This window comes from Flintibacter muris, from assembly GCF_943192995.1.
GTDB lineage: Bacteria > Bacillota > Clostridia > Oscillospirales > Oscillospiraceae > Lawsonibacter > Lawsonibacter muris.
Window position 1 is genome coordinate 64851 of the sequence record NZ_CALPCP010000006.1, and the last position, 24207, is coordinate 89057.

At 59.4% G+C, this 24207-nt stretch carries 24 protein-coding genes; 18 read left to right on the forward strand and 6 right to left on the reverse strand.

From position 1 onward, the window contains the following. Window positions 1–76 precede the first annotated feature (76 nt). Window positions 77–1441, reverse strand: a complete 1365-nt coding sequence (locus NFS22_RS07475; protein WP_251317085.1) for a D-alanyl-D-alanine carboxypeptidase family protein — start codon at window positions 1439–1441, stop codon at window positions 77–79. 137 nt (window positions 1442–1578) lie between these two features. Here NFS22_RS07475 and NFS22_RS07480 point away from each other — a divergent pair, with 137 nt between their 5' ends. From NFS22_RS07480 to NFS22_RS07515, 8 genes are all read left to right on the forward strand, one after another. Continuing rightward, a complete protein-coding gene (locus tag NFS22_RS07480) occupies window positions 1579–1980 on the forward strand; it encodes a ComEA family DNA-binding protein (protein WP_251317086.1) in 402 nt (133 codons plus the stop codon). A gap of 128 nt (window positions 1981–2108) precedes the next feature. Then, a complete protein-coding gene (locus NFS22_RS07485; RefSeq protein WP_277614753.1) occupies window positions 2109–2795 on the forward strand; it encodes a response regulator transcription factor in 687 nt (228 codons plus the stop codon). Next, a complete protein-coding gene (locus NFS22_RS07490; RefSeq protein ID WP_251317087.1) occupies window positions 2792–4270 on the forward strand; it encodes a sensor histidine kinase in 1479 nt (492 codons plus the stop codon). Before NFS22_RS07485 ends, NFS22_RS07490 begins: the two co-directional genes overlap by 4 nt. Then, window positions 4267–4779, forward strand: a complete 513-nt coding sequence (locus NFS22_RS07495; protein ID WP_251317088.1) for a GerMN domain-containing protein — start codon at window positions 4267–4269, stop codon at window positions 4777–4779. Before NFS22_RS07490 ends, NFS22_RS07495 begins: the two co-directional genes overlap by 4 nt. A 174-nt stretch (window positions 4780–4953) precedes the next feature. Further along, complete coding sequence (locus tag NFS22_RS07500) at window positions 4954–5754, forward strand: ankyrin repeat domain-containing protein (protein WP_251317089.1); 801 nt, start codon at window positions 4954–4956, stop codon at window positions 5752–5754. 12 nt (window positions 5755–5766) lie between these two features. After that, entirely contained in the window at window positions 5767–6282 is a 516-nt protein-coding gene (locus tag NFS22_RS07505) for a hypothetical protein (RefSeq protein WP_251317090.1), read from the forward strand. A 58-nt stretch (window positions 6283–6340) separates the two neighbouring features. Next, window positions 6341–7624, forward strand: coding sequence for an O-acetylhomoserine aminocarboxypropyltransferase/cysteine synthase family protein (locus NFS22_RS07510; protein WP_251317091.1), 1284 nt, complete (start codon window positions 6341–6343; stop codon window positions 7622–7624). Between the two features lie 18 nt (window positions 7625–7642). Continuing rightward, on the forward strand, window positions 7643–8026 hold the full coding sequence (locus NFS22_RS07515; protein ID WP_251317092.1) for a DUF3783 domain-containing protein: 384 nt from the start codon (window positions 7643–7645) through the stop codon (window positions 8024–8026). Between the two features lie 261 nt (window positions 8027–8287). On the opposite strand, the gene NFS22_RS07520 is transcribed toward NFS22_RS07515, so the two are convergent. Both NFS22_RS07520 and ruvX read right to left on the reverse strand, forming a co-directional pair. Next, complete coding sequence (locus tag NFS22_RS07520; protein ID WP_251317093.1) at window positions 8288–8902, reverse strand: ribonuclease domain-containing protein; 615 nt, start codon at window positions 8900–8902, stop codon at window positions 8288–8290. 6 nt (window positions 8903–8908) lie between these two features. Then, window positions 8909–9331 (reverse strand): Holliday junction resolvase RuvX, encoded by a 423-nt coding sequence (ruvX, locus tag NFS22_RS07525; protein ID WP_251317094.1) that lies wholly within the window; start codon window positions 9329–9331, stop codon window positions 8909–8911. 290 nt (window positions 9332–9621) lie between these two features. On the opposite strand from ruvX, the gene NFS22_RS07530 reads away from it, so the two are divergent. The 4 genes from NFS22_RS07530 to NFS22_RS07545 all read left to right on the forward strand — a co-directional run bounded on the left by NFS22_RS07530 (window position 9622) and on the right by NFS22_RS07545 (window position 12973). Further along, window positions 9622–10605, forward strand: coding sequence for a pyruvate kinase (locus NFS22_RS07530; RefSeq protein WP_251317095.1), 984 nt, complete (start codon window positions 9622–9624; stop codon window positions 10603–10605). Between the two features lie 149 nt (window positions 10606–10754). Next, complete coding sequence (locus NFS22_RS07535; RefSeq protein WP_251317096.1) at window positions 10755–12011, forward strand: helix-turn-helix domain-containing protein; 1257 nt, start codon at window positions 10755–10757, stop codon at window positions 12009–12011. A gap of 99 nt (window positions 12012–12110) precedes the next feature. After that, a complete protein-coding gene (gene nrdR, locus NFS22_RS07540; RefSeq protein WP_251317097.1) occupies window positions 12111–12566 on the forward strand; it encodes a transcriptional regulator NrdR in 456 nt (151 codons plus the stop codon). Between the two features lie 68 nt (window positions 12567–12634). Then, on the forward strand, window positions 12635–12973 hold the full coding sequence (locus NFS22_RS07545) for a GIY-YIG nuclease family protein (protein WP_251317098.1): 339 nt from the start codon (window positions 12635–12637) through the stop codon (window positions 12971–12973). Window positions 12974–13114: 141 nt separating this feature from the next. On the opposite strand, the gene gluQRS is transcribed toward NFS22_RS07545, so the two are convergent. Next, window positions 13115–14032 carry a tRNA glutamyl-Q(34) synthetase GluQRS gene (gluQRS, locus tag NFS22_RS07550; RefSeq protein ID WP_251317099.1) on the reverse strand — a complete coding sequence of 306 codons (918 nt, stop codon included), beginning with the start codon at window positions 14030–14032 and terminating at the stop codon, window positions 13115–13117. Then, window positions 14019–14396 carry a metallopeptidase family protein gene (locus NFS22_RS07555; protein WP_251317100.1) on the reverse strand — a complete coding sequence of 126 codons (378 nt, stop codon included), beginning with the start codon at window positions 14394–14396 and terminating at the stop codon, window positions 14019–14021. The genes gluQRS and NFS22_RS07555 overlap by 14 nt, the downstream gene beginning before the upstream one ends. Window positions 14397–14853: 457 nt before the next feature. Between NFS22_RS07555 and NFS22_RS07560 the strand changes: the two genes are divergently transcribed. From NFS22_RS07560 to NFS22_RS07580, 5 genes are all read left to right on the forward strand, one after another. After that, the gene (locus NFS22_RS07560; protein WP_251317101.1) at window positions 14854–16635 is read left to right on the forward strand and encodes an ABC transporter substrate-binding protein; all 1782 of its coding nucleotides are present in this window, start codon (window positions 14854–14856) and stop codon (window positions 16633–16635) included. A gap of 61 nt (window positions 16636–16696) precedes the next feature. Continuing rightward, window positions 16697–19357, forward strand: coding sequence for a hybrid sensor histidine kinase/response regulator (locus tag NFS22_RS07565; protein ID WP_251317102.1), 2661 nt, complete (start codon window positions 16697–16699; stop codon window positions 19355–19357). A 278-nt stretch (window positions 19358–19635) separates the two neighbouring features. After that, window positions 19636–20070 (forward strand): hypothetical protein, encoded by a 435-nt coding sequence (locus NFS22_RS07570; RefSeq protein WP_251317103.1) that lies wholly within the window; start codon window positions 19636–19638, stop codon window positions 20068–20070. A 155-nt stretch (window positions 20071–20225) separates the two neighbouring features. Continuing rightward, window positions 20226–21230, forward strand: a complete 1005-nt coding sequence (locus NFS22_RS07575) for a Nif3-like dinuclear metal center hexameric protein (RefSeq protein ID WP_251317104.1) — start codon at window positions 20226–20228, stop codon at window positions 21228–21230. Between the two features lie 113 nt (window positions 21231–21343). Then, window positions 21344–22510, forward strand: coding sequence for a hypothetical protein (locus tag NFS22_RS07580; protein WP_251317105.1), 1167 nt, complete (start codon window positions 21344–21346; stop codon window positions 22508–22510). 109 nt (window positions 22511–22619) lie between these two features. Here NFS22_RS07580 and NFS22_RS07585 read toward each other — a convergent pair whose 3' ends face one another. Next, window positions 22620–22799, reverse strand: coding sequence for a hypothetical protein (locus tag NFS22_RS07585; RefSeq protein ID WP_251317106.1), 180 nt, complete (start codon window positions 22797–22799; stop codon window positions 22620–22622). A gap of 333 nt (window positions 22800–23132) precedes the next feature. On the opposite strand from NFS22_RS07585, the gene hrcA reads away from it, so the two are divergent. Then, complete coding sequence (hrcA, locus tag NFS22_RS07590) at window positions 23133–24191, forward strand: heat-inducible transcriptional repressor HrcA (protein ID WP_251317107.1); 1059 nt, start codon at window positions 23133–23135, stop codon at window positions 24189–24191. Window positions 24192–24207 lie beyond the last annotated feature (16 nt).

Here is a 24207-nt window from a genome sequence, read left to right on the forward strand (position 1 = left end):
AAAATTTTAGTTGTCCATGATCCCGCTGAGGACAATACATCGCTTCACGCATACCACCCCTTTCACAGCTTATGGATTACATGCGGGTACCCTTGTAATTGCCCCGCCGGGCGGCGGCCCCGGCCTTGGGGCGCTTTTTCCGGCGGAAGACGGTGAGCTTGAGCACCACAACAGCGGCCAAAAACAGCACCACAGCCAGAATGATGCGCACACCCTCGTTCTGGAAGAACTGGAAAAATTGCTGCTTCTTATACAGCAGTTCCGACCGCTCCACGGATGTAATCGCCACCAGATCCAGGGTTCCGTATACCTCGTCCCCGTAGTACAAGGTCATGATGCCCATGACCTGTCCGGCCTTCACCGGGGCCTCCACCTCGTCGGCAAAGAGCTTGACGTCCATCTGAATGTCGTCCACATCCATGGACTTGGGCAGGGTGCGGGTGATGGAGCCCTGGGCCTTTACGTTCACCTCGTCGGCCTGGCGGGACATGGTGACCTTCACCTTGCCCACAGGTTCGCTGTCCTTGGTGATGGTCACCCGCTGGAAGTTGTTGAAGCCGTACTCCAGCAGCCGCTTGCTCTCCCGGAACTGGCCCTGGCGCAGCTCAGTGTCACCGGGGACCTCCATAGGCCCGGAGCCCAGCAGAACGGAGATGAGCAGCTCGTCCCCATCCTCGGCGGCGGCCACCAGACAGCGGCCCGCCTCGTCGGTGTTGCCTGTCTTGCCGCCAATACACTTGTCGTAGACATAGCCGGCGTAATACATGTTGGAGATCAGCGCGTTGGTGTTATAAAAGAAGCGCTCCCCTGACAGGTCGGTAGCGGGTACGGTGTGCTGGGCGGTTTTGATAATGGTGCGGAAGGTGTCGTAATCCAGGCAGGCCCGCATAATGAGGGCCAGGTCGTAGGCGGTGGAGTAGTGCTTCTCGTTGTGGATGCCCACCGGGTTGGTAAAGTGGGTGTTCTGGCAGCCCAGCTCAGAGGCCTTTCGGTTCATGTGGTCTACAAAGTCCTCAATGGTGCCGTCCACCGCCACGGCCAGGATGTTGCAGGCGTCGGCGTAAGAGGGCAGAAGGGTCATGTACAGCAGTTCCTCCACCGTGAGCACCTCACCCAGCTTGATGTTGCCGTTGACGTAGGAGTAGGTCACGTCCTGCATCCGGGTCTCCCCGGCGGTGACAGGGGTGCTCAGGGACAGCTGGCCGTATTCGACAGCCTCCAGCGTCAGCAGGGCGGTCATGATCTTGGTGATGCTGGCGGGGTAGGCCTTTTCGGTGGACTTCATGTCGTAGAGGATCTCGCCGTGGTTGGCGTCCAGCAGCACGGCGTGAGTGCAGAACAGGTCCAGATCCTCCTGATTTGGGACCGCTGCGGAGGCGGGGACCAGGGAAAGCAGGGTGAACAGCAAAAGAAATACAGACAGAAAACGATATTTTTTCATAGGAAATTCTCCATATGTATGTTATAATGGTCAAGTGTATCCCAGAGGCGGGGAAAAGGCAATTAAGAACTTCTTAAATTTGCGGGACAGCGCCTCTATTATATCAAAGAGCGGCTGGGGACGCAAGGGGGAGAAATATGGAAGGAAAATCCAGATTTGCGGCGCTGGTTCTGGCTCTGCTGACGGGGTTTGCCCTGTTCTGCGGCGGGTGGTATCTGGCCCGTACCAGCTCCCCGGAGCCCTACCGGGTGACCACCACCCGGCGCCCCACGGTGGAGGAGGTCTCTTCCCAGGAGCCGGAGGAGGATGTCCGCCCGGACAGCCTGCTCCCCGGCGAGACAATCGACATGAACACCGCGGATTTCTACGACCTCCAGCGCCTGCCCGGCATTGGGGAGAAGCGGGCCCAGGACATCATCACCTACCGGGAGGAGCATGGCCCCTTTCAGACGGTGGACGATCTGACAGAGGTATCCGGTATTGGACCGGGCATTTTAGAAGGCCTGCGGGAGTATGTAAGCGTAAAGCCTCCCTCCTAGAGGGAGGTAGCACGGCGAAGCCGTGACGGAGGGAGTTTTCCAAAGCGGAGAGGACTCCCTCAGTCAGCCTATAGGGCTGACAGCTCCCTCAAAGAGGGAGCCTTAAATAGGAGGACAGGAGTATAACTATGGCAAAAATATTAGTAGTGGATGACGAACAGGTGTTGGTCAAAGGCATCAAATTCAACCTGGAGCATGAGGGCTACCAGGTGGAGGTGGGCTATGACGGTGAACAGGCGGTGGAGCTGGCCCGGGAGGGCAGCTTTGATCTGATACTGCTGGATGTGATGATGCCCAAAATCGACGGCCTTCAGGCCTGCATGCGGATACGGGAGTTCTCCAACGTCCCTGTGATTATGTTAACGGCAAAGGGGGAGGACACCGACAAAATTATGGGCTTTGAGTGCGGGGCCGACGATTACATTACCAAACCATTTAACCTTTTGGAGCTGAAAGCCCGGGTGCGGGCTCTGCTGCGCCGTTCAGGGGCCGCGGAGCTGAAAAGGGCGGAGAGCGTTTTGGAGGCCGGCCACATTAAGCTGGATACGGTGGGCCGCACTGCCCTGCGCAATGGTGTCCCCGTGGAACTGACGGCCAAGGAGTTTGACCTGATGGAGCTGCTCCTGCGCAATCCGGGCCGGGTGTACAGCCGGGAAAACCTGCTCAACGTGGTGTGGGGCTATGAGTATATCGGCGATTACCGCACAGTGGACGTCCACGTCCGCCGTCTGCGGGAAAAGCTGGAGCTGGACCCCGCCAATCCGGAATTCATCCGCACCAAATGGGGTGTGGGCTACTATCTGGCCAAGCTATGAACAAGAAGAACAAGGTCCCCTTTTTTGCCTCCCTCCAGGTGAAGTACGCCCTGAGCTATCTGGTGATCTTCGCCGTGGTGCTGGTGCTGCTGAATACCTATCCGGTGCTGGCCTCCCAGGATCTGCTGTTCGCCTCCAAGCGGGACTCGCTGAAAAGCCAGGCGGCGGTGATGGCCTCCGCCCTGATGGAGCTGGAATCCCTGTCCGCCGACCAGGTGGCCAGGGTGATGAACATGCTGGACAGCATGGGTCTAAAGCGCATTCTGGTCACCGACCCGGCGGGGCTCATCCTTTACGACAGCACCAAACAGCCTGAGGAGGAGGAGCCGCCCCCCGAGGAGGAGGCCCCCCCTGAGTACCGTTACGCCCTGTATCAGGAGGTGGTGTCCGCCCTGCGGGGCAGTGACGTGTTCTGCTCCCGGTATGGGGACAAGGTCTTTATCTCCACCGCGGCCATGCCCATTGTCTACCGGGGGATGGTCATTGGCTCCATCTACATTCTGGAGGTGGACCAGGCCCAGGGCGAGTTACTGTTCAATTTGCAGCAGAATCTGCGTACCATCTCTTTGGTGATCGCCCTGGTGACATTGATTATGTCAACCTTCTTCTCCAAAATGCTCACTGCCCGTATCGCCGCCCTGCTGAAAGCCATCCGAATCGTGGGGGAGGGGGAGTACGGCCACCGCCTCCAGCCTGTGGGCCGGGATGAGATGGCCCAGCTGGCCGGGGAGTTCAACAACCTCACCGACCGCCTCCAGACTACGGAGGAGGTCCGCCGCCGCTTTGTCTCCGACGCCAGCCACGAGCTGAAAACGCCGCTGGCCTCCATCCGCCTGCTGGCCGACTCCATCTTGCAGACCGGCGAGATGGACCCGGATATGGTGCGGGATTTTGTAAGCGATATCGGCTCTGAGGCGGAGCGGCTCACCCGCATCACCGAGCATTTGCTGGCCCTCACCCGGCTGGACAGCCTGCCCGTGGGGGAGGAGAATGTGGTAGACGCGGCCCAGGTGACCCAGCGGACCGTCGCCCTGCTTCAGCCGGTGGCCGACTCCGCCGGGGTGAGCCTGAAGGAGAATTTAAAGCCTGGGTGTACCATCCTGTGTACCGAGGACGATCTGTCACAGATTTGTTTTAATCTGGTGGAAAACGCCATTAAATACAATTACAGCGGGGGAAACGTGTTTGTCTCGGTGTACCGGGACGGGGATCAGGTGTTGTTGGAGGTGGGGGACACCGGCGTAGGCATCCCGGAGGAGGACCTGCCCAAGGTGTTCAACCGGTTCTACCGGGTGGACAAGGCCCGGTCCCGGGCCGCCGGCGGCACCGGACTGGGGCTGTCTATCGTCCGGGACACGGTGCGCCGCCACGGCGGCTGGGTCACCGCCCGGCCCCGGAATCCGGAGGGAAGCCTGTTTACCGCGGGCTTTCCCTGGCACGGCCCTGAACCGGGCGGAAAGGGGGAGGCGCAGTGAAGGCAAGAAGATGGCTCCCTGTTTTGTTGGTTTTGCTTCTGCTCCAGGCCGCCTGCGGCGGCAGGGCGGAGGAGCCTGTGGAGGGACCGGTCCTCTGGTTTTGCAGCGGCGGGGACAGGGAGCACGGCCCCGCCCTCACCGCCCAGCCCTACCAGGGAGAGGAGCCCCTCGAGGCAGAGGAGCTGCTGGCCGCCCTGCTAGCGGGCCCTACCCAGGATGGACTGACCTCTCCCTTTCCCAGAGGGGTCACCCTTCAGCGGTGCCGGTGGGACGAGGAGCGGCCTGGAATTCTGCTGGTGGACCTGTCTGAGCAGTACGGCGCTTTGGCTGATATCTCCCTCACCCTGGCCGACTACTCTATCGTCCTCACCCTGTCCCAGCTGCAGGGGGTGGAGGGGATTGAGATTACCGCCGGAGGCCGCCAAGTCAGCTACCGCAGCCACCAGCAGCTGTCCAGCGAGGAGGCGGTGCTGTGGGACGAGCTGGCAGAGGAAGCAGATGCTTCGTAACCGAAAGAAAGGGCCCTTGATTTCATACATTTTGCCTGCGGAAAATACAATCCTCAGTCAGCCTTCGGTTGACACATGGTCAAAAAAGCCTCCCTCTTTGAGGGAGGTGGCACAGCGGAGCAGTGACGGAGGGAGATTCCACAGCAAGCAGGATAAAATAGGGAGTGCGACAACATGAAAAAGCTGTTTACCATGATCCGACAGGGCAAGCTGGAGGAGGTGGCCCGGATTCTGGACAAAAACCCGGACCTGATCTCCTGCCTCGCCAAGGCCCCGCCCAAGAAGGACGATGGCCAGTCCCCCCTGATGGTGGCTATCAAGAGTGACCATCTGGAGGCGGCCCACCTGCTGCTGGACCGGGGAGCGGATGTGAACTTCGCCGACGCCGTCAACCCCTACGGCAATAATTTCTCCGCCCCCATCTGGTACGACGCCATCTGCCAGTGCTTTCTGCGGGCCAGTCACCTTGTAGGCTCCGGTCCGGAGCGGACCAAGGGCTATTTTCTGCTCCTGCGCCGCCTGCTGGACATGGGGATGGACCCCAACCAGAAGACCTCCAGCGGCCTCAACGCCTGGCAGCACGCCTTGAATGAGTATGACCAGTTTGCCCGCAAGTCTTATCCCGGCTACTATGTGGAGGAGAGCAAGGCGGAGAACCGTCAGCTGCGGGAGATGCTCAAGGCGGTGCTGGACGAGCTTTTGAAGCACGGGGCGGACATCCACGATTTCATACCGCCCAATGCGGAGGGCCTGTCCCAGGTCTCGGTGATCCTGCGGAACATGGAGGAGGGCCGGGAACTGCTGGACGGGCTGCACGGCCTGGACCTGGACTCTGATATGTTCAAGCCCTACACCGAGATATATCGGGGGAAGGAACGGCTGGTCACGCCCTACTACACCCCGGAGGACTACCGCCAGATGTACGAGATCAAATGGCGGGAGCTGGAGCCCATTCTGCGGGCCTACTACCAGTGAGGAGACGCTGCGGTGAGCATTTCGATCATTATTCTGAAACCAATCGAAGGGTTTCAATATACGGATGTTCTGCATAGTGTCCGGCAGGCGGCAGGGAGCGCAGGGATGCACTGCATTCATGTCCACACCTGTTTTGATGAAACAGGCGCCTTTGAAACACTGGACGGCGCATTGTCAGAGGTGGATGCTGAGACGCTGAAATCCAATTTTGAGCGCGGAATTCAGAACCGGACGTACGGCTTTAACATAGAGCGGCCGACCGGCACCTCCTATGGCAGCTTTGCCTGGCTGATCCATAAGAACAATTATTTTTGGGCCTTTGACCTGCAATATCTGCACGGAAACTTTGAGTTTGCCTTTCGGTTCCTGTCCCAATACTTTAACCTGGAAGAGAACAGTCGGGATTATTTGTGGATTGATGATACCGATTGGGTTTATTCTGCGGAGGATATGGTGTGGCTGAGCCGCCGGCCTTACAACCCGGAGTGGACCTATAAAAAGCTCACAGCTGCCACGGAAAACACTTGACAATACCCCCGATACCCGGTAAGCTAAACAGTGATTTTAACGAAAGAAGGCCTTCTTTATGAGCGATTATAAAATAAGCACCAAATGCGTCCAGGGGGGCTATACCCCCGGCAACGGCGAGCCCCGCCAGATTCCCATTGTACAATCTACTACCTTTAAATACGCCACCAGCGAGGATATGGGCAAGCTCTTCGATCTGGAGGCCAGCGGCTATTTCTATACCCGGCTCCAGAACCCCACCAACGACATGGTGGCCGCCAAAATCTGCGACATGGAGGGGGGAACCGCCGCCATGCTTACCTCCTCCGGCCAGGCGGCCAATTTCTATGCCATCTTCAACATTGCCAACTGCGGCGATCATGTGGTGGCCTCCTCCACCATCTACGGCGGAACCTACAACCTGTTCCATGTCACCATGCGGAAGATGGGAATTGACTTCACCTTTGTCTCCCCTGACTGCACCCTGGAGGAGCTGAACGCCGCATTTAAGCCCAACACCAAGGCCGTCTTCGGCGAGACTATCGCCAACCCCGCCCTCACCGTGCTGGACATTGAGAAGTTTGCCAAGGCCGCCCACGACCACGGCGTCCCCCTCATCATTGACAACACCTTTGCCACCCCGGTAAATTGCCGGCCCTTTGAGTGGGGCTGCGACATTGTCACCCACTCCACCACCAAGTATATGGACGGCCACGGAGCCGGAGTGGGCGGCTGCATTGTGGACAGCGGCCGGTTTGACTGGATGGCTCACAAGGAAAAATTCCCCGGCCTGTGTACCCCCGACGACAGCTACCACGGCATCACCTACGCCGAGAAGTTTGGCCAGGGGGGCGCTTTCATCACCAAGTGTACCGCTCAGCTCATGCGTGACTTTGGCTCTATCCAGTCCCCCCAGAACGCATTTTTGCTGAATCTGGGCCTGGAGAGCCTCCACGTCCGTATGCCCCGCCACTGTGAGAATGCCCTGGCAGTGGCCAAATACCTGAAAGACCACCCCAAAATCAGCTTTGTCACCTACCCGGGCCTGGAGGGGGACAAGTACTATGATCTGGCGCAGAAGTACATGCCAAACGGTACCTGCGGTGTGGTGTCCTTCGGCTTTAAGGGCGGACGGGCTGCCGCCGAGATCTTTATGAAGCACCTGAAGCTGGCCGCCATTGAAACTCATGTGGCCGACGCCCGTACCTGCACCCTCCACCCCGCCTCCGCTACCCACCGGCAGATGAACGACCAGGAGCTGGCGGCCGCCGGCATTACCCCCGATCTGGTCCGCTTCTCCTGCGGCATTGAGGACGCGGCGGACCTGATCGCTGACATCCAACAGGCACTGGAACAGGTGTGACTTTAAAGAGGTATTGTAATGAAAAATGCTGGAACGATTTTGATGTATAACTGCTCCGGAGAGGAGTTTTCCAAATTGCGGCAGATTTTTGCCATGCTCCGCCTGCGTATGCGGGTGGTGAGCCCTGAGCGCTACCATATCCCGCTGGAGGAGCTGGCTCACGGCAAAGGAGAGCCCGGCGAAGCGGCCGAACCTGTCCCCGAGCCCATGCTGGTATTCTGCTATCTGCCCCAGGCTCTGCTCAATCAGGTGCTGGAGGTAATCCGGGTGGCCAATCTGCCCCCTATTCCGCTGAAAGCGGTGCTTACCGAGACCAACAAGACCTGGGATACAAAGCAGCTCCACGCCGAGCTGCTGAAGGAACGGGAGGCTATCGCTGCTGAAAAAGATCAGAAGGCATAAAAAATGAATGAGTCCCGCTTTTCGAACAATTTGATCGAAAGCGGGACTTGTCATATCTGAAAAGCCTTGTAATGTGATATCCTTATTCTATACTACTTCGGAGGTTTACACAATTTTTAGGATTGACTCGCCACCCTTCAAATACCACGGGGGATAGGGCTATTGCTCTTTGAGGCAGAACTGCATTAACGTAAATAGAAAGATCAACGTCACCGTGATATCAGGGCACCCTGGGCGGGCTGTTGGGGAGAGAGAATTATGTCATGGCTGTCCGTACAGCAGCTCAAAGCTCTCGTAGTGGTCCTCGGTGTAGTAGACCAGGCCGTCGTTGGAAAAGATGATCCGCTTGGCCCCCCGGGAGTTTCCGCCCACGGTGTCGATATCGCATTCGGCATAGGTTCTGCCCTGCTGCTTGGGGAGCAGGCCTTCGTAGTTGCCGAAATAGCTGCCGCCAATGGCGGTGCCCTCGCCGGTCCAGCGCTCCACATTGCCGCCGGTCCAGCCCGCGTCCTCGGCCTCCGCTTTGGTCACGTAGTTGCCGGGCAGTTCGCCGTAGAGGTGGATGTACAGGGCCACCTCCTCCTTGGAGTCGTACCAGCCGTCCTCGTCAACGGAGGCGTTGCCCTCGTCGCTCTTGCCGTCGAGGCGGTTGCCCTGGGCCTCATTGCCGTCCAGGGCGCTTTGACCGTTGCCGGGAAGATCCCTGCCGTCCTCCGGCTCCTGGACGGGCAGATCAACCAGCTGGCTGGATGATCCATAAACACCATGTATGACAGCGCTGTGGCTGCCCTGGTTCATCTCAACGTCCGTGCCGCAGGCGGTGAGGCTCACCAGCATCAGCAGGGACAGCAGCAGTCCCGATGTTCGTCGTTTCATAACAAATCACTCCTGTTTCATTCGCTTAAAATCCAGATAGTTCTCCAGAATCAGAGAAGCGGCCACGGCGTCCACGATCTTCTTCCGCTTCCGGCCATCCTTGCCCTGATTGAACAAAATCCGGTGGGCATCGATGGTGGTGCGCCGCTCGTCCCACAGGATCACCTTCATGCCAGTGACCTCCTCCAGAGCGGCGGCCAGCTGCCGGTACAGCTCCGCCTTTTTGCCGTCGGTGCCGTCCATGTTCCTGGGAAAGCCCAGCACCACCTCCTCCGGCCGGTGTTCCTCAATCAGCCGGGCCAGCCTGTCCACCACAATCTCCTGCCGCCAGCTGTTGATGGTGGTGGTGCTCCCCGTCAAAAACCCGGTGGGGTCAGACACAGCCACCCCAGTGTGGGCGTCCCCATAGTCAATCGCCATAACGCGCATTGGTGTTCCTCCTTTAATGGCTCCCTCTTCGAGGGAGCTGTCAGCCGCAGGCTGACTGAGGGAGTTATCCTCAGAGCAAACGTCAAAAATGCTGACAAGCGGGCTGGCTAGGGGACCAGCCCCTACTTTGGCCATTATACAGGATATTTGAAAAAAGAGCAAGTCATTTATGGCCTGTGCAGGGGCGGCCACAGTCCGTCCCTACAGATTGTGGAATTCTGCTTTTAATCATTGACTTCCGGGCGAAGGGGGCCCATAATAGGAAAAAAGAACCCACGGGAGGGAATGTTATGGAATTTTACGCCACTTTGGGGGACCCCTGCGCCAGGCGGGACATATTGGACAGCATGTTCCGGGCGGGCATGACGGGCATCCGGGTCAATCTGTCCCACACCACGCTGGCCAAGTGCGCCCCGCTGCTGGAGGAGCTCTACTGGCCTGCCGCCCGGGGGGCGGGGCGGCGGGACGCCCATCTGATTTTGGACCTTCAGGGCCCTGAGCTGCGCATTGGGGAGCTGCCCCGGCCCATCTCCCTGCGCAAGGGGGAGGAGATCCTGCTGGGAGACGGCGGCATTCCCGTCCCCCGGGGCATCCTCCAAACCGCCCGCAGGGGCCAGCAGATTTCTATTGACGACGGGGCGCTGCTGCTGGATGTAAAGCGGTCCAGCCCCACCGTGCTGCTGTGCCGGGTGGTCCGGGGCGGGCCTCTGCTGAGCAAAAAGAGCCTGTCCCTGCTGGGGGCCGAGGTGGACACCCCCACCCTTACCGCTGATGATCTGGAAAACCTGTCCCGTGCCTACAAATGCGGCGTGACCCACATCCTCCAGCCTTTCGTCCGCAACCGGCAGGATATCGACATCCTGCGGGACACCCTGGCCGTGCTTGGCCTGGGCCACCTGCAAATCATGGCCAAAATCGAGGAGCAGCAGGGGCTGGACCACCTGGACGAGATCATCCAGGCGGCGGACCAGATCTGCATTGCCCGGGGGGACCTGGGCAATGCCATCCCTTTGTGGAAGCTGCCCGGCATTCAAAAGGATGTGGCCCGGCGGTGCCGGGAGGCGGGGCGGAATTTCTGTCTGGTAACCCAGCTGCTGTGGTCCATGGAGCAGCGGCCCGTCCCCACCCGGGCGGAGGTGAACGACATCTACAACAGCGTGCTGGACGGCGCCTCCTCTCTCATGCTCACCGGCGAGACCGCCGCGGGCAAGTGGCCCGTCCAGGCCATGGAGTATTTGGTGAGAACGGCAGGCGAGGCGATGAAGGCCGGATAGCCTCCCCTTTCCCCAAAAGCCCCGGCGCCGCCCCAAAACAGGGCATAATTCCCCCATGTAAACCGCTGGTTGACAAAAAATAAGCCCCGGTTGGTGGTCGGAAGGCGTTTTGGAGTGGTATGTTGAGGGCAGAAAGGAGGGCGAAGCTTATGACTATCGGTCAACGTATCGCTCAGAAACGAAAGGAATCGGGCCTGTCCCAGGAGGGGCTGGGGGAACAGCTGGGGGTGTCCCGGCAGGCGATTTATAAGTGGGAGTCAGACGCCTGTCTGCCCGAGATCGACAAGCTGATAACGCTGAGCAAGATTTTTTCCGTCTCCGTGGGCTGGCTGCTGGGGGTGGAGGAGGACGCCCCGCCCCAGCGGGAGAACTCCGGGGAGCTGACCGAGACCCAGCTCCAGATGGTCCGGGAGATTGTGGACGGCTACCTGGCCGCCCAGCCTGCCCCCGCTCCGCCCAAGCGCCGGAGGCTGGTCCGGCTGTGTACGGCGGCGGCGGCAGCAGCCCTGCTGGCGGCCCTGTTCAGCCTGTTTTCCAAGCTGGACCAGGTCAACCGGGACTTCAACGGCCTGTATCTGTCCGTAAACAATATCAGCCGCAATGTCAACAGCCAGATTGGGTCCATCACCAGCCGGGTGGAGGATATTTTAAAGAGTCAGAACGATCTGACGGCGGACTGGTCCGCCCAGCTGGTCTCCACCGATCTGCGGGCCAACACGGCCACCTTTGACGTCCGGGTGGTCCCCCGCACCTATGTGGAGGGGATGACCGCCCTGTTCCAGGCTGTCAGCGGAGAGGGGACAGTGGAGCTGCCTGTGGAGCCGGGGGCGGGCCACGCCTTTGCCGGGCAGATTACCTGTCCCCTCACCGACAGCATCTCGTTGACGGTGGTGCTGGTCACCGACGGCAAACGGGAGACCCAGTGGCTGGACGACTTCGACTGGCTCTATACGTCTACCTTCCCGGACCTGGACCTGGACAGCTGGCTGTGGAGCGAAAAACCGGATGCGGCAGGGGTGCTTCCGGTGAAAGAATCCTCCGGGGTGACCGTACGCAGTATAGAAGACCGCAGCGGTCCCCTTGGCTTCCGGCCTGATCCGCCCGCCCGGCTTCAGGTGGGCCTGTTCCGGGACCGGGAGCTGGTCGTCTGGTACGAGGAGCAGGAGCGGAACATCAACTACAACGGCGCTCCCGCCAAGGAGTACACTTGGGTACGGACACAGGACGTCACTCTGGAGCCAGGCTGCACATACTGTGAGGCGGCGGTGTATACCGACGAGTTTGGCCGTCAGCGGGTGTACTCCACCCCGGGGCTGAGCGTTACCTCCGGCGGGGGCGGGACATTGAACGTGGAGCACCAGGCGGTCTATGTGGACGAGGCCGACCCCGCCCAGTGGAAGTTTTAAATCTCTTCCTAAAAATTGACAAAGGGACTTGCCTGTTTCCTGTATCGTGTGGTATAATAACACTAATGTTGCCCCAAAACACAACAGGAGGTATGCGCCATGAAATGTCCCTACTGCGGCTTTTTGGAGAGCAAGGTGGTGGATTCCCGCCCCGCTGACGAGGGGGCCAGCATCCGCCGCCGCCGGGAGTGCCTGTCCTGCCACAAGCGGTTTACCACCTACGAGACTATGGAGAGCCTGCCCCTGATGGTCATCAAAAAGGACGGCAGCCGCCAGAGCTTTGACCGGGGCAAGGTGTTGGGGGGGCTGATCCGGGCCTGTGAGAAGCGGCCTGTCCCCTACCAGACCATGGAGGGGCTGGTGGTGGAGATTGAGCAGGTACTGCAAAATCAGATGGACCGGGAGATCAGCTCCGCCCAGATCGGCGAACTGGTGATGGAGCGGCTGAAAAAGCTGGATGAGGTGGCCTATGTCCGCTTTGCCTCCGTCTACCGGGAGTTTAAGGATATCGACACCTTTATGGCCGAGCTGAACCAGCTGATGAAGAATAAATGACCACTCTACGGAGCGTCGATTGCCTCGCGGCGTTCTCTATGGTAGAATACAGCCCGAGGTGAAGAATTATGGACATAAAACGAAGGAAGGAGCTGTCGGAGGCGTACAAAAACCGGCATCTGGATATGGGCGTGATTGCCTTTCGGTGTACTGCCACAGATGAGACCTTTTTAGCCGCCGCCACCGAGACCGCCGCCAAATCCAACCGGCTCCGCTTTCAGCTCTCCACCGGGAACTGCCCTAACCGCCGGCTCCAGGCCCTCTGGAAGCAATATGGCGAGGAGGCTTTTGAGTTGAGCGTGGTCAAGCGCCTGGAGTGTGAGGACCCGCGGAAGGACCACTCCGAGGAGTTGGAGACCTTGTTTGAGCTGTGCTTGCTGGAAGACCCAAAGGCTGAAAAACTCTAAAAGACCGCCCAACCGGGCGGTCTTTGATTTTTACAACTCTCCCCGTGTAAACTCTCTCCGTCACGGCTTCGCTGTGCCGCCTCCCTCAGAGAGGGAGGCTTTTTTGACAGTCTGCAAGCGCCCCGCATAAGCGGGGCGCTTCTATTGTTCCAGAACAATGTCCTCCTTGGGCAGCTTTTCCCAGGAAAACAGCGGGATCAGCTCATGAGGAGTGATGGGGGCGGGGCGGTCGGTGAGGCGGGCGGCGTAGGCAAGAAGGCCCACAATTTCCGGGGCAGTGTACCGCTGCTGGAGCTGGCCCAGCTCCTGATCCCGGTCCCGCTTGGCCAGGCGGCGGCCGTCGGGGGCCAGCAGAAGGGGCAGGTGGCCATATTCCGGGTAGGGCAGGCCCAGCCGGTCCTGGAGCCACAGCTGTCTGGGGACGGAGGACAGCAGGTCGCTCCCCCGCACCACCTGGGTGACCCCCATGAGGGCGTCGTCCACCACCACAGCCAGCTGGTAGGCATACACCCCGTCGGACCGGCGGAGGATGAAATCGCCGCAGTCCCGGGCCAGATTTTCGGAAAAAGGACCCTGGAGAAGGTCGGTAAAGGCGGTTTCCTTCTCCGGAACCCGCACCCGCCAAGCGGGGCAGCGGGTTTGGAACAGTTTCTCCCGTTCCGCCGCTGTCAGCCGCCCGCAGCGGCCGTCGTAGACAGCAACCCCGTCCGACCGGTGGGGGGCGGAGGCGGCCAGCCGCTCCGCCCGGGTGCAGAAGCAGGGGTAGATCAGCCCCTGCCCCTCCAGCTCCCGGAAGGCCTGGGCGTAAATTTCCGTCCGCTGGGACTGGTACACCGGCGTGTTGTCCCAGTCCAGCCCGAGCCACTCCAGGTCCCGCATCACCTGGTCGCAGTATTCCCGCCTGCACCGGTCGGGGTCCAGGTCCTCCAGCCGCAGCACCATCTCTCCGGAGACGCTTCTGGCGGCCAGCCAGGCCAGCAGGCAGGACCACAGGTTGCCCAGATGCATCCGTCCGCTGGGACTGGGGGCGAAGCGTCCAACCGTTTTACCTGTCCTCATAGTCCTTCATGGCCTCCTGTAAAAATTCCATGTCCTTGTCGTCCAGGGCGTGGAGACCGGCGGTCTCCTCCATGTGGTGGGTAAACTCGTGGGCCACGGTGGCGAAAATTTCGTCCTTCCATACCTCCTGGTCCTCCCCAGACAGCACAGCGGCGAAGGAGCCGTAGTATAACAAAATGTACCGCCCCAGCATATCATGAACATACTCCCCCATAATGTACATCTCCCCCGGGGGAAAGTCCGGGTCGGACAGCTCCCGCTCCTCCAGCTGGATACCGCCGTCCAGATCCTCAAAAAACGCCTGAGGAAACTGCTGGGCAATCTCCTCCAGCCAGTCTCCCATCTGGTCATAGGTGGGCACCATGGCGCTTCCTCCTTGTCTTGCGTTGTAGAATTACCGCTGTATGCAGGGGCGGCCTGTGGCCGCCCGCAGAGCCGAATGGGGTCTGTCCGTGACAGGTGGGCGAAAGGCCGCCCCTGCAAGTGGCAGCAATTCTGACGATTGCTATAGGCTCCCTATGTGAGGGATGCAGCCGCCGCCGCAGGCGGTAACTGAGGGAGTTCTCATTATAATATGCTTTCCTTAGGTAAGCTCCCTCCGTCACGGCTTCGCCGTGCCGCCTCCCTCAAGGAGGGAGGTTTTTCCGGTTAACAGGGCTGGTGTCAACAATTTTTCATACAACAAGTATAACACACATCCCCCTCTGTGTCGAGAGCACTTCTCCCCCTTGACATCCAACCCTCCAGTCGATAAAATACATGAGTGGATTTTTACGTATTTTTGCTCTCATTTCAATTTATCAGGAAGGAAGCGACATTCTATGAGCAAAAAAATGCGTCTGCTGGCATTGACTGCCGCACTGGTCCTTCTGCTGCCGGCCTGCGTCACTGGAGAAAGGACTCCGGACGCCCAGCCTGACAGCGGCGCGCTGACCTGGTCCGCCTGGAGCGGCTATGAGAACTTTCTGGAGCTGGCTGCCAGCGTCTATCCGGACATTGAGCTGGAGCTCACACCCTACGCGGGGGCTAACCGCACCGGCTACAGCTGGGTCCAGATGCAGAGGGACGACATCCCGGACATCTTCATCACCTCCCAGATTCTGGACGGTGAGCTGGCCAGCGAACGGCTGGCGGACCTGTCCTGCTACGACTTTGTAAACAACTTCTCCACCGCCATTCTGGATCAGGTGGCCATTGATGGCGGGGTTTACCTCCTTCCGGTGAACAACACCATGTATGGGATCTATTACAACAAGACCCTGATGGAGGAGCACGGCTGGCAGGTGCCCTCCAGCTTTGCCGGGCTGGAGGCGCTGTGCGCCGAGATCCGGGAGGCGGGGCTGATCCCCGGCGTGATCGGCACTCAGCTGACGGGGAATACCTTTTCCGCCCTGTTCAATCTGGCCAAAACCAGCTGGCTCACCACCCCGGACGGGGTAACCTGGGAGCGGGACTTCCTGGCCGGAAGCACCACCGCCGCCGGGAGGTGGGAGACCACCATGGACTATTTTCAGCGGTATATTGATATTGGTATGTTTACCCCCGACCCGGAGGACCGGAACAACAAGGAACTGATCCAGGATTACCTGGGGGGCCGCAAGGCGGTGTTTTTCACGGCGGCTCTGGCGGTGAATTACGCCCGGTTTTCCGACACCGGCGACCAGCTGGGCATGATGCCCTATATCAGCGAGAACGGCGGCAAAAACATATATATGTACAGCCCGTCCAGCTATATTGGCATCAGCAAGCGGCTGACCGAGCCGGGCAATGAGAAAAAGCTGGAGGAGGCCCTGTCGCTGCTGTCGCTGCTCTACTCTTCGGAGGGCCAGGCCGCCTTTCTGACTGATGAGGCCCCCTGCGTGCTCAGCGTGCTGGACAGCGCGGCCATTCCGGAGGACGCCCTGATTTACGACGCCCAACAGGCCTTGCGGGAGGGCCGGGCCTTCCAAATGACCTACGCCGGCTGGGAGGGGGTGCTGGCTGACATTGGCCAAGGCGTGAAGGAGTGGGTCCGGGGGGAGAACGGCATGGACGGCCCCCGGTGTGCCGCCCGGATGGATGAACTGCAAAGGGGCTATCTCAGCGACCACGAGAACGTATATTTCTGTGAGAGCACCGCCGACTTCACCGTGGAGGAGACCGCCTGTCTGGTGGGCAAGGCCCTGGGCAGCGCGGCGGGGGCGGACGCGGCCATCATTCCCTATACTACCGTACGCAAGGAGGGCTTTGACCTGAAAGCGGGGGTGACCGCCCGGCTCTACCAGGGCCGGATCAATACCGAGGTGGCCAACACCATAGCCCCCGGCGTCAGCGGGGAGTACGCCATCATGACCATGACCGGCACCCAGGCCAAAGAGCTGGCCGAAGCCGGCTTTGACGCGGCGGGGGACGGCCAGCCCTTCCCCTATGTGCTGGTGGTCCGAGGAGACGGCCAGCTGGAGGACGGCAAAACCTATCAGGTGGCCTTTCTTCAGGACAGCTGCACCGCCGCCGCTGCCCAGGCCTTCCAGGCCCGGGTGGAAAAGGGCTCCATCAGCGCCTTCCTGCGGGACTGGCTGGAGAAGCAGAAGACGGTATCCCCTGGCGGAAACCCTTGGGAGTAAAAGGGCTGGGGAGGAAAGCACTGAAACAACGGCCAGACGCCGGGAAAGAGAAGGGGAGTCTATGAAACCCAACGGACGAAAACAGAATATGGCCCTTCCTGCGGCGCTGGCGTGCGGCCTGCTGCTGTTTCTGGTGCTGGGCGGGGTGTTTTTCACACAGTATCTGAAAGAGCAGATCTTTGTGGAGCGTACCGCCCAACTGGTAGAGCTCACCACCCAGGTGAGGAGCAATTTGGACAACGCCCTGGACACCCATTGGAACTACCTGGCTGCCGCCGTCAACACCCTGAAGGCCGGGCAGTTTGACAGCGGGGAGGAGGTGGCGGACTATCTAGGCGACCTGGAGCAGCTGCTGGAGACAGACCGTTACAGCTCCACCCTGATGCTGCTGGACAGCCAGGGCAACGGCTACGACGCCCAGGGCAGGCACGGCGTCTGGTCCGACATCAGCCAGGTGGCCGGGGGAGAGGAGCGGTATACCTTCATCTCAGACAGCTATCTGTATGAGGGCAGCTTTTGGGCCTTTGTGCAAAAGCTGGACCAGCCTCTCCGGACGGCGGACGGCCTGAGCTTTACCCACGCTGTGCTTCTCAAGGATGTACACACGCTGACCCAGTACTACGACAGTGCCGCCTACGGCCACCACAGCGAATCCTATATTCTAAAAAGCAACGGCACCCGAATGCACGACATCTCCCAGGGGAACACCCTCCAGGCCTACAACGTGCTCAAGGCGCTGGAGGAGATGGAGGGCCAGCGCTACCCGGATATCCGGGCCGCCATGGCCAAAAGGGATACCCTGAGCGCCAACTTCCGCATGGACGGCCAGGAGTATTACTACTGCGTCACCGCCCTGGATGACTACGACACCCTTTTGCTGTTCCTGATTCCAGCGGACTTTGTAGCCTCGGGGACGGTGAACATGGTGAACACAGTGATCTTCACCCTGCTGTTTCTGGCGGCGGTGGTGCTGGTACTGGTGGTGCTGGCCGCCGCCGCCGTGCTGGGCCAGCGCAGCAGCGTCCGGCTCTACCGGCAGGAGCAGGCCAACCTGCGCCGTCAGGAGGAGCTGAACCAGCAGCTGGAGGAATATAACGCCATGCTCGCCCAGTCCAAGGAGTCGGCGGAGCAGGCCTTCCAGATTGCTGAGGAGGCCAACCGGGCCAAGAGCTCCTTCCTGTCCAACATGAGCCACGACATCCGCACCCCTATGAACGCCATTGTGGGCTTTGCCGCCCTGCTGGCCCGGGACGCGGACAACCCGGACAAGGTGCTGGAGTATACTAAAAAGATCACCGCCTCCAGCCAGCATCTTCTGGGGCTGATTAACGATATTCTGGACATCAGCAAGATTGAGGCGGGCAAGACCACCCTGAACCTGACTGGCGAAAACATGGTGGACCTGATTGAGAGTATCGACTCCATCATCCGCCCCCAGATGAGGGCCAAGGGCCATCAGTTTGAGGTCTACACCAGAGGTCTGAATCATGAGCAGGTGGTGATGGACAAACTGCGGCTGAACCAGATTTTGCTCAATCTGCTGTCCAACGCCGTTAAATATACCCCAGACGGGGGCCGCGTCACCTTTACCGTCCAGGAGCTGCCCCAGCACGCCAAACAGCTGGCCCACTTCCGCTTTACCGTGGCCGACAACGGCTACGGCATGAGCGAGGAGTATCAAAAAAAGCTGTTCCAGGCCTTCACCCGGGAGGAGGACAGCGTTACCAACAAGATTCAGGGTACCGGACTGGGGATGGCCATTACCAAAAACCTGCTGGACCTGATGGGCGGCGCCATTGCTGTGGACAGCAAAAAGGGCAGGGGCACCACCTTTACCGTGGACCTGGAGCTGCAAATTTCCGGCGACTCCATTGACCAGGATTTTTGGAAAAAGCACAACATTACCAGATTGCTGACGGTGGACGACGAGGAGGTCATCTGCCAGAATATCCAGCTCGCTATGGAGGGCACCGGCGTCAGCGTGGACTACACCCTGAGCGGAGCCGCCGCTGTGGAGCTGGTTAAGCAGTCCGAGTTGGAGGGCCGGCTTTACAACATTGTCCTGCTGGACTGGAAGATGCCCGGTATGGACGGGGTGGAGACCGCCCGCCGCATCCGTGAGGCGGTGCCCAAAGACATCCCCGTTCTGGTGCTCACCAGTTACGACTGGCCTGAGATTGAGGAGGAGGCCCGGGCCGCCGGAGTGGATGCCTTTTTGTCCAAGCCCTTCTTCCTCAGCAGCCTGCGCCAGAAGATGGACAGCCTGCTCAGCCGGCAGCAGGAGGAGCCTCAGCAGGAGCAGGCGGAGCACGGCGTCCTCCAGGGCCTGCACATCCTGGTGGCGGAGGACAACGAGATCAACGCGGAAATCCTCAGCGAGCTGCTGGATATGGCCGGGTGTACCTGCCAGGTGTGCGAAAACGGCCAGATGGCGGTGGAGGCCTTTGCCCAGTCCGCCCCGGGAGAGTATCAGCTGATCCTGATGGACGTCCAGATGCCGGTGATGAACGGCTACGACGCCACCCGGGCCATCCGGAAGCTGGACCACTCCATGGCCAGAACCGTACCCATTGTAGCTATGACCGCCAATGCCTTTGCCGAAGACATCCGGGACGCACTGGAGTCCGGAATGAACGCCCATGTGGCCAAGCCCATTGACATGGAGGTGCTGGAGCGGACGGTGAGGGAGGTGCTGCCCTCCCCACAGGGCGATGGCAGTTAAGCAGCGGGCCGCCGCCCTCGGCGGCCCACTATCTGTAATTTTGAATATTGCTGACACTGGAGCTGTAGGGGCGGCCTTTGGCCGCCCCTACAGAGGTCAGAAAGCCCCTTAATCCCCCAAAATATTCCATTTCAAACCTGGCGCCCCGCCGCCTTTTTGGGGCGCTGAAAATTTTTCGAGCAATTTCGACATTTTCCTTGATTTTTTCCCCCGTTCTGTGTTATACTTTTAATACGCTAGATTGTTAGCCTCAGTAAAGCGAGGTGACGCCAGCCGCTATGCTGATGGGAGAATTCAAACAGGAGATTCTGCGCATCAACAACAAGGTCAATATGGAGATCTTCAAACAGGGGCTGCTCACCCAGCGGGTAGACGTGATGCACAACCGCGCGGTGATTGTAGCCAAAAACCGCCGGGTGGGGCTGCTGTCCCTGCCCTACGTGATGGACAAGGCCTCTACCGAGATCATGGACCGGACCTTGATTAGCATCTTCAAGCAGCGCTTTATCCAACTGATGCAGGAGGAGATGGGGGTAACAGTTATTGCCCATTTAAAGGACTACGATCCCGAGCATGAGATCGCCGCCAGCGTCACATTTTTTGAAAAGCCGGTGGAGGAACTGCTCCAAGAGCTGAAGTCCCCCCAGCGGCAGACCAATCAAACCAATAAGGCCGGGCAGGCACAGAGTTCACAACCTGAAAGCGAGGGCTAAGGACAGCGGCACCGCCGCCGGCCGGAGGCCAGCGCTGGACACAAGGCAAAGAAAGCTGTAATTGACCGCAAAACAGACAGAGGTGCAAGCTTCTGGCATGTTTTGCGGTCTTTTTTATTCCAGCGAAATTTTAAAAAGGAATGAGGAGAAGGACTATGGCAAAGGTAAAAGACGTACTGGCCGCCTTGGACAACCTGACCAATGGCCGCTGCCTGAAAGGGCCCGGCGACTGGGCCGGAGGTCAGAACCCGTGGGTGGTCACAAAATCCTCCAACATCCCCGGCAAGGCGGTGGTGGAGATGCCCGGCCTGGTGTGGGGCGACCCGGAGATGGAGGTCAAAAAGATCGCCGTGTGCATGACCATGACGGAGAGCGTCATCGAGCTGGCCGCGGCCACGGGGGTCAACGCCATTGTGGCCCACCACCCTATCGCCGATTCCGCCAACTCCGGGGGCGTGCTCATCAAATACTACCTGGGCATCTACAACCTGGCCTGCTTTGAGCTCCACGAGGCCTTCCATGGCACCCACCCCGGCATCCCCTGGCTCCACGGACACAGGCCCTTTTTCTCCAGCGTCTGCTACGACGGCATCCCGGGCAACATTGTCTATGTGGGCGACGTGATCCCCGAGATCAAGACGGTGGGGGACATGATCTCCCGGCTGGACACCCTGATGAATGCCCAGATGGACGAGGACATGCTGGCTCTGGAGCGCAAGACCCGGGGCTGCGACGCCATTGAAGAGACTGCCGTGGCCGCCCGAGCCAAGATTCTGGTGGGCAAGCCGGAAAATCCCATGAAAAAGGTCATCCACATGTTCCCCCACTGCGGTTTTACCCCCGCCCATCTGGAGCGGCTGGTGAAGGAGTACCCAGACGTGGACACCCTGATGGCCACCATCAGCCGTGTGTATCCCGGCCATCCCCTGGTGGCCAAGGCTGAGGAGCTGGGATTGAACTTTGTGTGCGGCAATTCCCATGCGTTAGAGATTTTTGAAAACGGCGTCCCCATGGCACGGGCCCTGAAAAACCATCTGCCCGACTGCGAGGTGGTCATCTTCCGGGAGCGGCAGACCAGCGTCCCTCTGGACTGCTTCGGCTCCCAGGAGATCCGGGACTACGGCACCGACATAGCCAAGGAGTATCTGCACCGCAAGTAAGCTGTCCCTTCACAACGGGCATACTGACACCTCTGAGATTACAGGCCCCCGTCAGGGGAGAGGCGGGGACATCATCAGAGGCTGTCTGCCAATTATATAATGGGAGGTAAACTATGGAAAACAAGAAAGAAAACCCCGGGAAGGCCGCCCCAAAGGCAAATGACGACCGCGCCAAATGGCAGCCCATAGAGTATGTGGGCCTGGTGCTGTTCCTCGCCTTCCTCGCCTGTATCTTCTTTGCCCATGAGCAGTTCTCGGGCGCCTTTAACGCCATGTTCGCCAAGGCCTATAAGATGTTCGAGTTCTACCTCTTCGGCACCTCTATGCTGGGCGCTACCATTGTCGTGTCCATCATGACCGGCCGCATTCTGGAGCGGCTGGGCTTTACCGACGCGCTGATGCGTATCTTCCTGCCCATCATGAAGTATCTGAAGATCAATGCCGCTGTGTGTGTGGGCATCATCTACAACATCCTGGGTGACGTCAACGCCGCCGGCCGTATTGCCGGCCCCGTGGTTATGAAGTCCGGCTGTACCAAAGATGAGCAGAAAATCGCCATCGCTACCCTGACCAACGCCCCTGCTTCCTTCTCCATCATTGTGCTGGGCATTATCGCCCTGTCCACCGCCGGAATCAACCCCTTCCCTGTGATGATTGTGGGCATTTTCCTGCCCATCTTCCTGATTCCCGCCTTCCTGCGCCTGTTCTGGCGGGACACCCACGCCGCCGACATCCATGACCTGCCCCGCTTTACCCCCGACACCGGCGCTATGGACCTGATTTTCGGTTCCGCCCGTGAGGGCGTGAGCATTGTGCTCACCGTCATCCTGCCCGCCGGCTGCGCCGTGTTTACGATTGTCGGCCTGCTGGAGTACTTCGGCATCTGGGGCGCCATTGTCAGTTCGCTGGGCGGCCTGCTGTCCGCTATCGGCATTGAGCCCGAAACCGGTATCCAGACCATCACTGTGGCCGGCACCCTGGCCACCAAGACCCTGGGTACCCTGGTGTCCGGCCCCACCGCCGACGCCGCTGCGGGAGCCCTGTACGCCACCCTGGGTGACCCAAACGTGAAGAAGCTCATTGTGGGTTCCTTCATCCTGGCTAACTCCTCCTGGCCTGTCCAGGTGCCTCTGGGCCAGATTCCCGCCGTGTGGAGCGGCGTTGTAGACCTGAAGACCCGTGAGATCATGGGCGCTGCCGTGATCGGCTGCATCATCCGCCTGGTCTACGCCGCCATCTGTGCCCAGCTGTTCGGCCTGTACTTTACAGCCGTGGCCTGACTTTATGTTCCCCTCTCCCCCTCTGATATGCGATACGCACCCTGGGCTTTTGGCCTGGGGTGCGTATCGCCTTAATTTGTCAAAAGAGCTGTGAAAATTTCTATTTCAGTTATTCCGCCGGGACCAGATTGTCCAGAAAAATTTCATGTCCAAAGATGGTCAGCGACCCGCTCTGGAACCGGGCCGGGTCCATAAGCTCCTCAAACCCAAACGTAAATGCTGTTGTTTGAGGATCGCCGATGCAGTGTTTGTTCTTGTAAACAATCTGTTCTCCGTATTTGTCTGTCAAAACAATACGCTCCTGAAGCCACTCAAAAAATTTTTTCGGCCGCGGGGGATGTCAAAAGAAACAACACGTTCGGCCTGAACCTGTCCTCTTCTGGCATTTGGATGGATGTCTTTGCCTGCCAAGTAATTATGATTGCTTGGCTCTGATAAGCCGTATATCTATAAACATCAATTAGCACAACCCCGGTTATTCTGCAAAGAATGGCCGGGATTGATTTGTTTATAATAAATTCATAAAGTGGCTATTGACAATTTTGAAGGGGAGTGGTACATTATCTTTAGCACTCGAGGAATATGAGTGCTAAACCAGTGAGAACGAAAGGCGGTGAGTGCTGTGGCGCTGTCTGACCGGAAAAAGCGAATTCTGCGGGCCATTGTAGAGACCTACATCGCCACCGCCGAGCCGGTGGGCTCCAAGGCGGTGGCCCAGCTGGCCGGGCTGGACGTCTCCACCGCCACCATCCGAAACGAGATGGCTGACCTCACCGAGCAGGGCTATCTGGAGCAGCCCCACACCTCTGCCGGACGCATTCCCTCCGCCGTCGGCTACCGGCTCTACGTCAATGAGCTGATGGACCGCCAGCAGCTCACCATTCAGGAGACCCAGCGCATCAACGACGCGCTCAACCTGAAAATGGAGGAGCTGGACCGGGTGATCGACCGGGCGGGCAAGGTGCTCTCCCAGCTCAGCGACTACCCCGTGTTCACCATGGCCGCCGCCAAGGAGCGGGTTACCGTCAAGCGCTTCGATCTGCTGATGGTGGAGGACAACGCCTTTATTGCCGTGGTGATGACGGACAACAGCATTGTGAAAAACAAGCTGATCCATATTCCGGACGGCCTGTCTGATCCCCAGCTGCAAATGCTGTCCGCTGTGCTCAACAGCTCCTTTGTAGGCCTGTCCCGGGAGGAGATGGAGGAGACGCTGGACAAGATGGAAACCCGCACCGCTCTGGGAGCCTTTCAGCTGATTGCCCTGGTGGTGGAGTTTGCCATGGAGGTGCTGGCCGGCCAGAGTGAGCGAAAGTTCCGCACCGCCGGCATCACCCACCTGCTGGAGCACCCGGAGTACCGCAGCCTGGATAGAGCCAAGCCCCTGATGGCCTACCTCAGCGAGGACAGCGACGAGCCCCGCCTGCCCGCCACTTTGGACACGGGGAAGAACATGAACATCCTTATCGGGCCGGAAAACGTCAATGACGCGCTGAAAGACACCAGCGTGGTGATGGCCAGCTATGACATTGGGGACAATATGCGGGGAGTAATCGGAGTGGTAGGCCCCACCCGGATGGACTACGCCAAGGTGACCGCCCGGCTGTCCTACTTTGCCGACAGCCTTACCCGCATGTTCGGCAAGGAGCTGCCCCCGCCGGAGGGGTCTGAGGAAGAATAAATAACGAGATGCGAAG

What these genes read in the sequence shown, in the direction of transcription:
- NFS22_RS07580 (WP_251317105.1), top strand. Translation starts at nt 21,344, where the DNA reads ATGGAAAACAAGAAAGAAAACCCCGGGAAGGCCGCCCCAAAGGCAAAT.
- NFS22_RS07520 (WP_251317093.1), bottom strand. Translation starts at nt 8,902, where the DNA reads ATGAAACGACGAACATCGGGACTGCTGCTGTCCCTGCTGATGCTGGTG.
- NFS22_RS07480 (WP_251317086.1), top strand. Translation starts at nt 1,579, where the DNA reads ATGGAAGGAAAATCCAGATTTGCGGCGCTGGTTCTGGCTCTGCTGACG.
- NFS22_RS07485 (WP_277614753.1), top strand. Translation starts at nt 2,109, where the DNA reads ATGGCAAAAATATTAGTAGTGGATGACGAACAGGTGTTGGTCAAAGGC.
- NFS22_RS07560 (WP_251317101.1), top strand. Translation starts at nt 14,854, where the DNA reads ATGAGCAAAAAAATGCGTCTGCTGGCATTGACTGCCGCACTGGTCCTT.
- ruvX (WP_251317094.1), bottom strand. Translation starts at nt 9,331, where the DNA reads ATGCGCGTTATGGCGATTGACTATGGGGACGCCCACACTGGGGTGGCT.
- NFS22_RS07570 (WP_251317103.1), top strand. Translation starts at nt 19,636, where the DNA reads ATGCTGATGGGAGAATTCAAACAGGAGATTCTGCGCATCAACAACAAG.
- NFS22_RS07515 (WP_251317092.1), top strand. Translation starts at nt 7,643, where the DNA reads ATGAAAAATGCTGGAACGATTTTGATGTATAACTGCTCCGGAGAGGAG.
- NFS22_RS07575 (WP_251317104.1), top strand. Translation starts at nt 20,226, where the DNA reads ATGGCAAAGGTAAAAGACGTACTGGCCGCCTTGGACAACCTGACCAAT.
- NFS22_RS07535 (WP_251317096.1), top strand. Translation starts at nt 10,755, where the DNA reads ATGACTATCGGTCAACGTATCGCTCAGAAACGAAAGGAATCGGGCCTG.
- NFS22_RS07510 (WP_251317091.1), top strand. Translation starts at nt 6,341, where the DNA reads ATGAGCGATTATAAAATAAGCACCAAATGCGTCCAGGGGGGCTATACC.
- NFS22_RS07555 (WP_251317100.1), bottom strand. Translation starts at nt 14,396, where the DNA reads ATGGTGCCCACCTATGACCAGATGGGAGACTGGCTGGAGGAGATTGCC.
- NFS22_RS07475 (WP_251317085.1), bottom strand. Translation starts at nt 1,441, where the DNA reads ATGAAAAAATATCGTTTTCTGTCTGTATTTCTTTTGCTGTTCACCCTG.
- NFS22_RS07565 (WP_251317102.1), top strand. Translation starts at nt 16,697, where the DNA reads ATGAAACCCAACGGACGAAAACAGAATATGGCCCTTCCTGCGGCGCTG.
- NFS22_RS07545 (WP_251317098.1), top strand. Translation starts at nt 12,635, where the DNA reads ATGGACATAAAACGAAGGAAGGAGCTGTCGGAGGCGTACAAAAACCGG.
- gluQRS (WP_251317099.1), bottom strand. Translation starts at nt 14,032, where the DNA reads ATGAGGACAGGTAAAACGGTTGGACGCTTCGCCCCCAGTCCCAGCGGA.
- NFS22_RS07490 (WP_251317087.1), top strand. Translation starts at nt 2,792, where the DNA reads ATGAACAAGAAGAACAAGGTCCCCTTTTTTGCCTCCCTCCAGGTGAAG.
- NFS22_RS07500 (WP_251317089.1), top strand. Translation starts at nt 4,954, where the DNA reads ATGAAAAAGCTGTTTACCATGATCCGACAGGGCAAGCTGGAGGAGGTG.
- NFS22_RS07530 (WP_251317095.1), top strand. Translation starts at nt 9,622, where the DNA reads ATGGAATTTTACGCCACTTTGGGGGACCCCTGCGCCAGGCGGGACATA.
- nrdR (WP_251317097.1), top strand. Translation starts at nt 12,111, where the DNA reads ATGAAATGTCCCTACTGCGGCTTTTTGGAGAGCAAGGTGGTGGATTCC.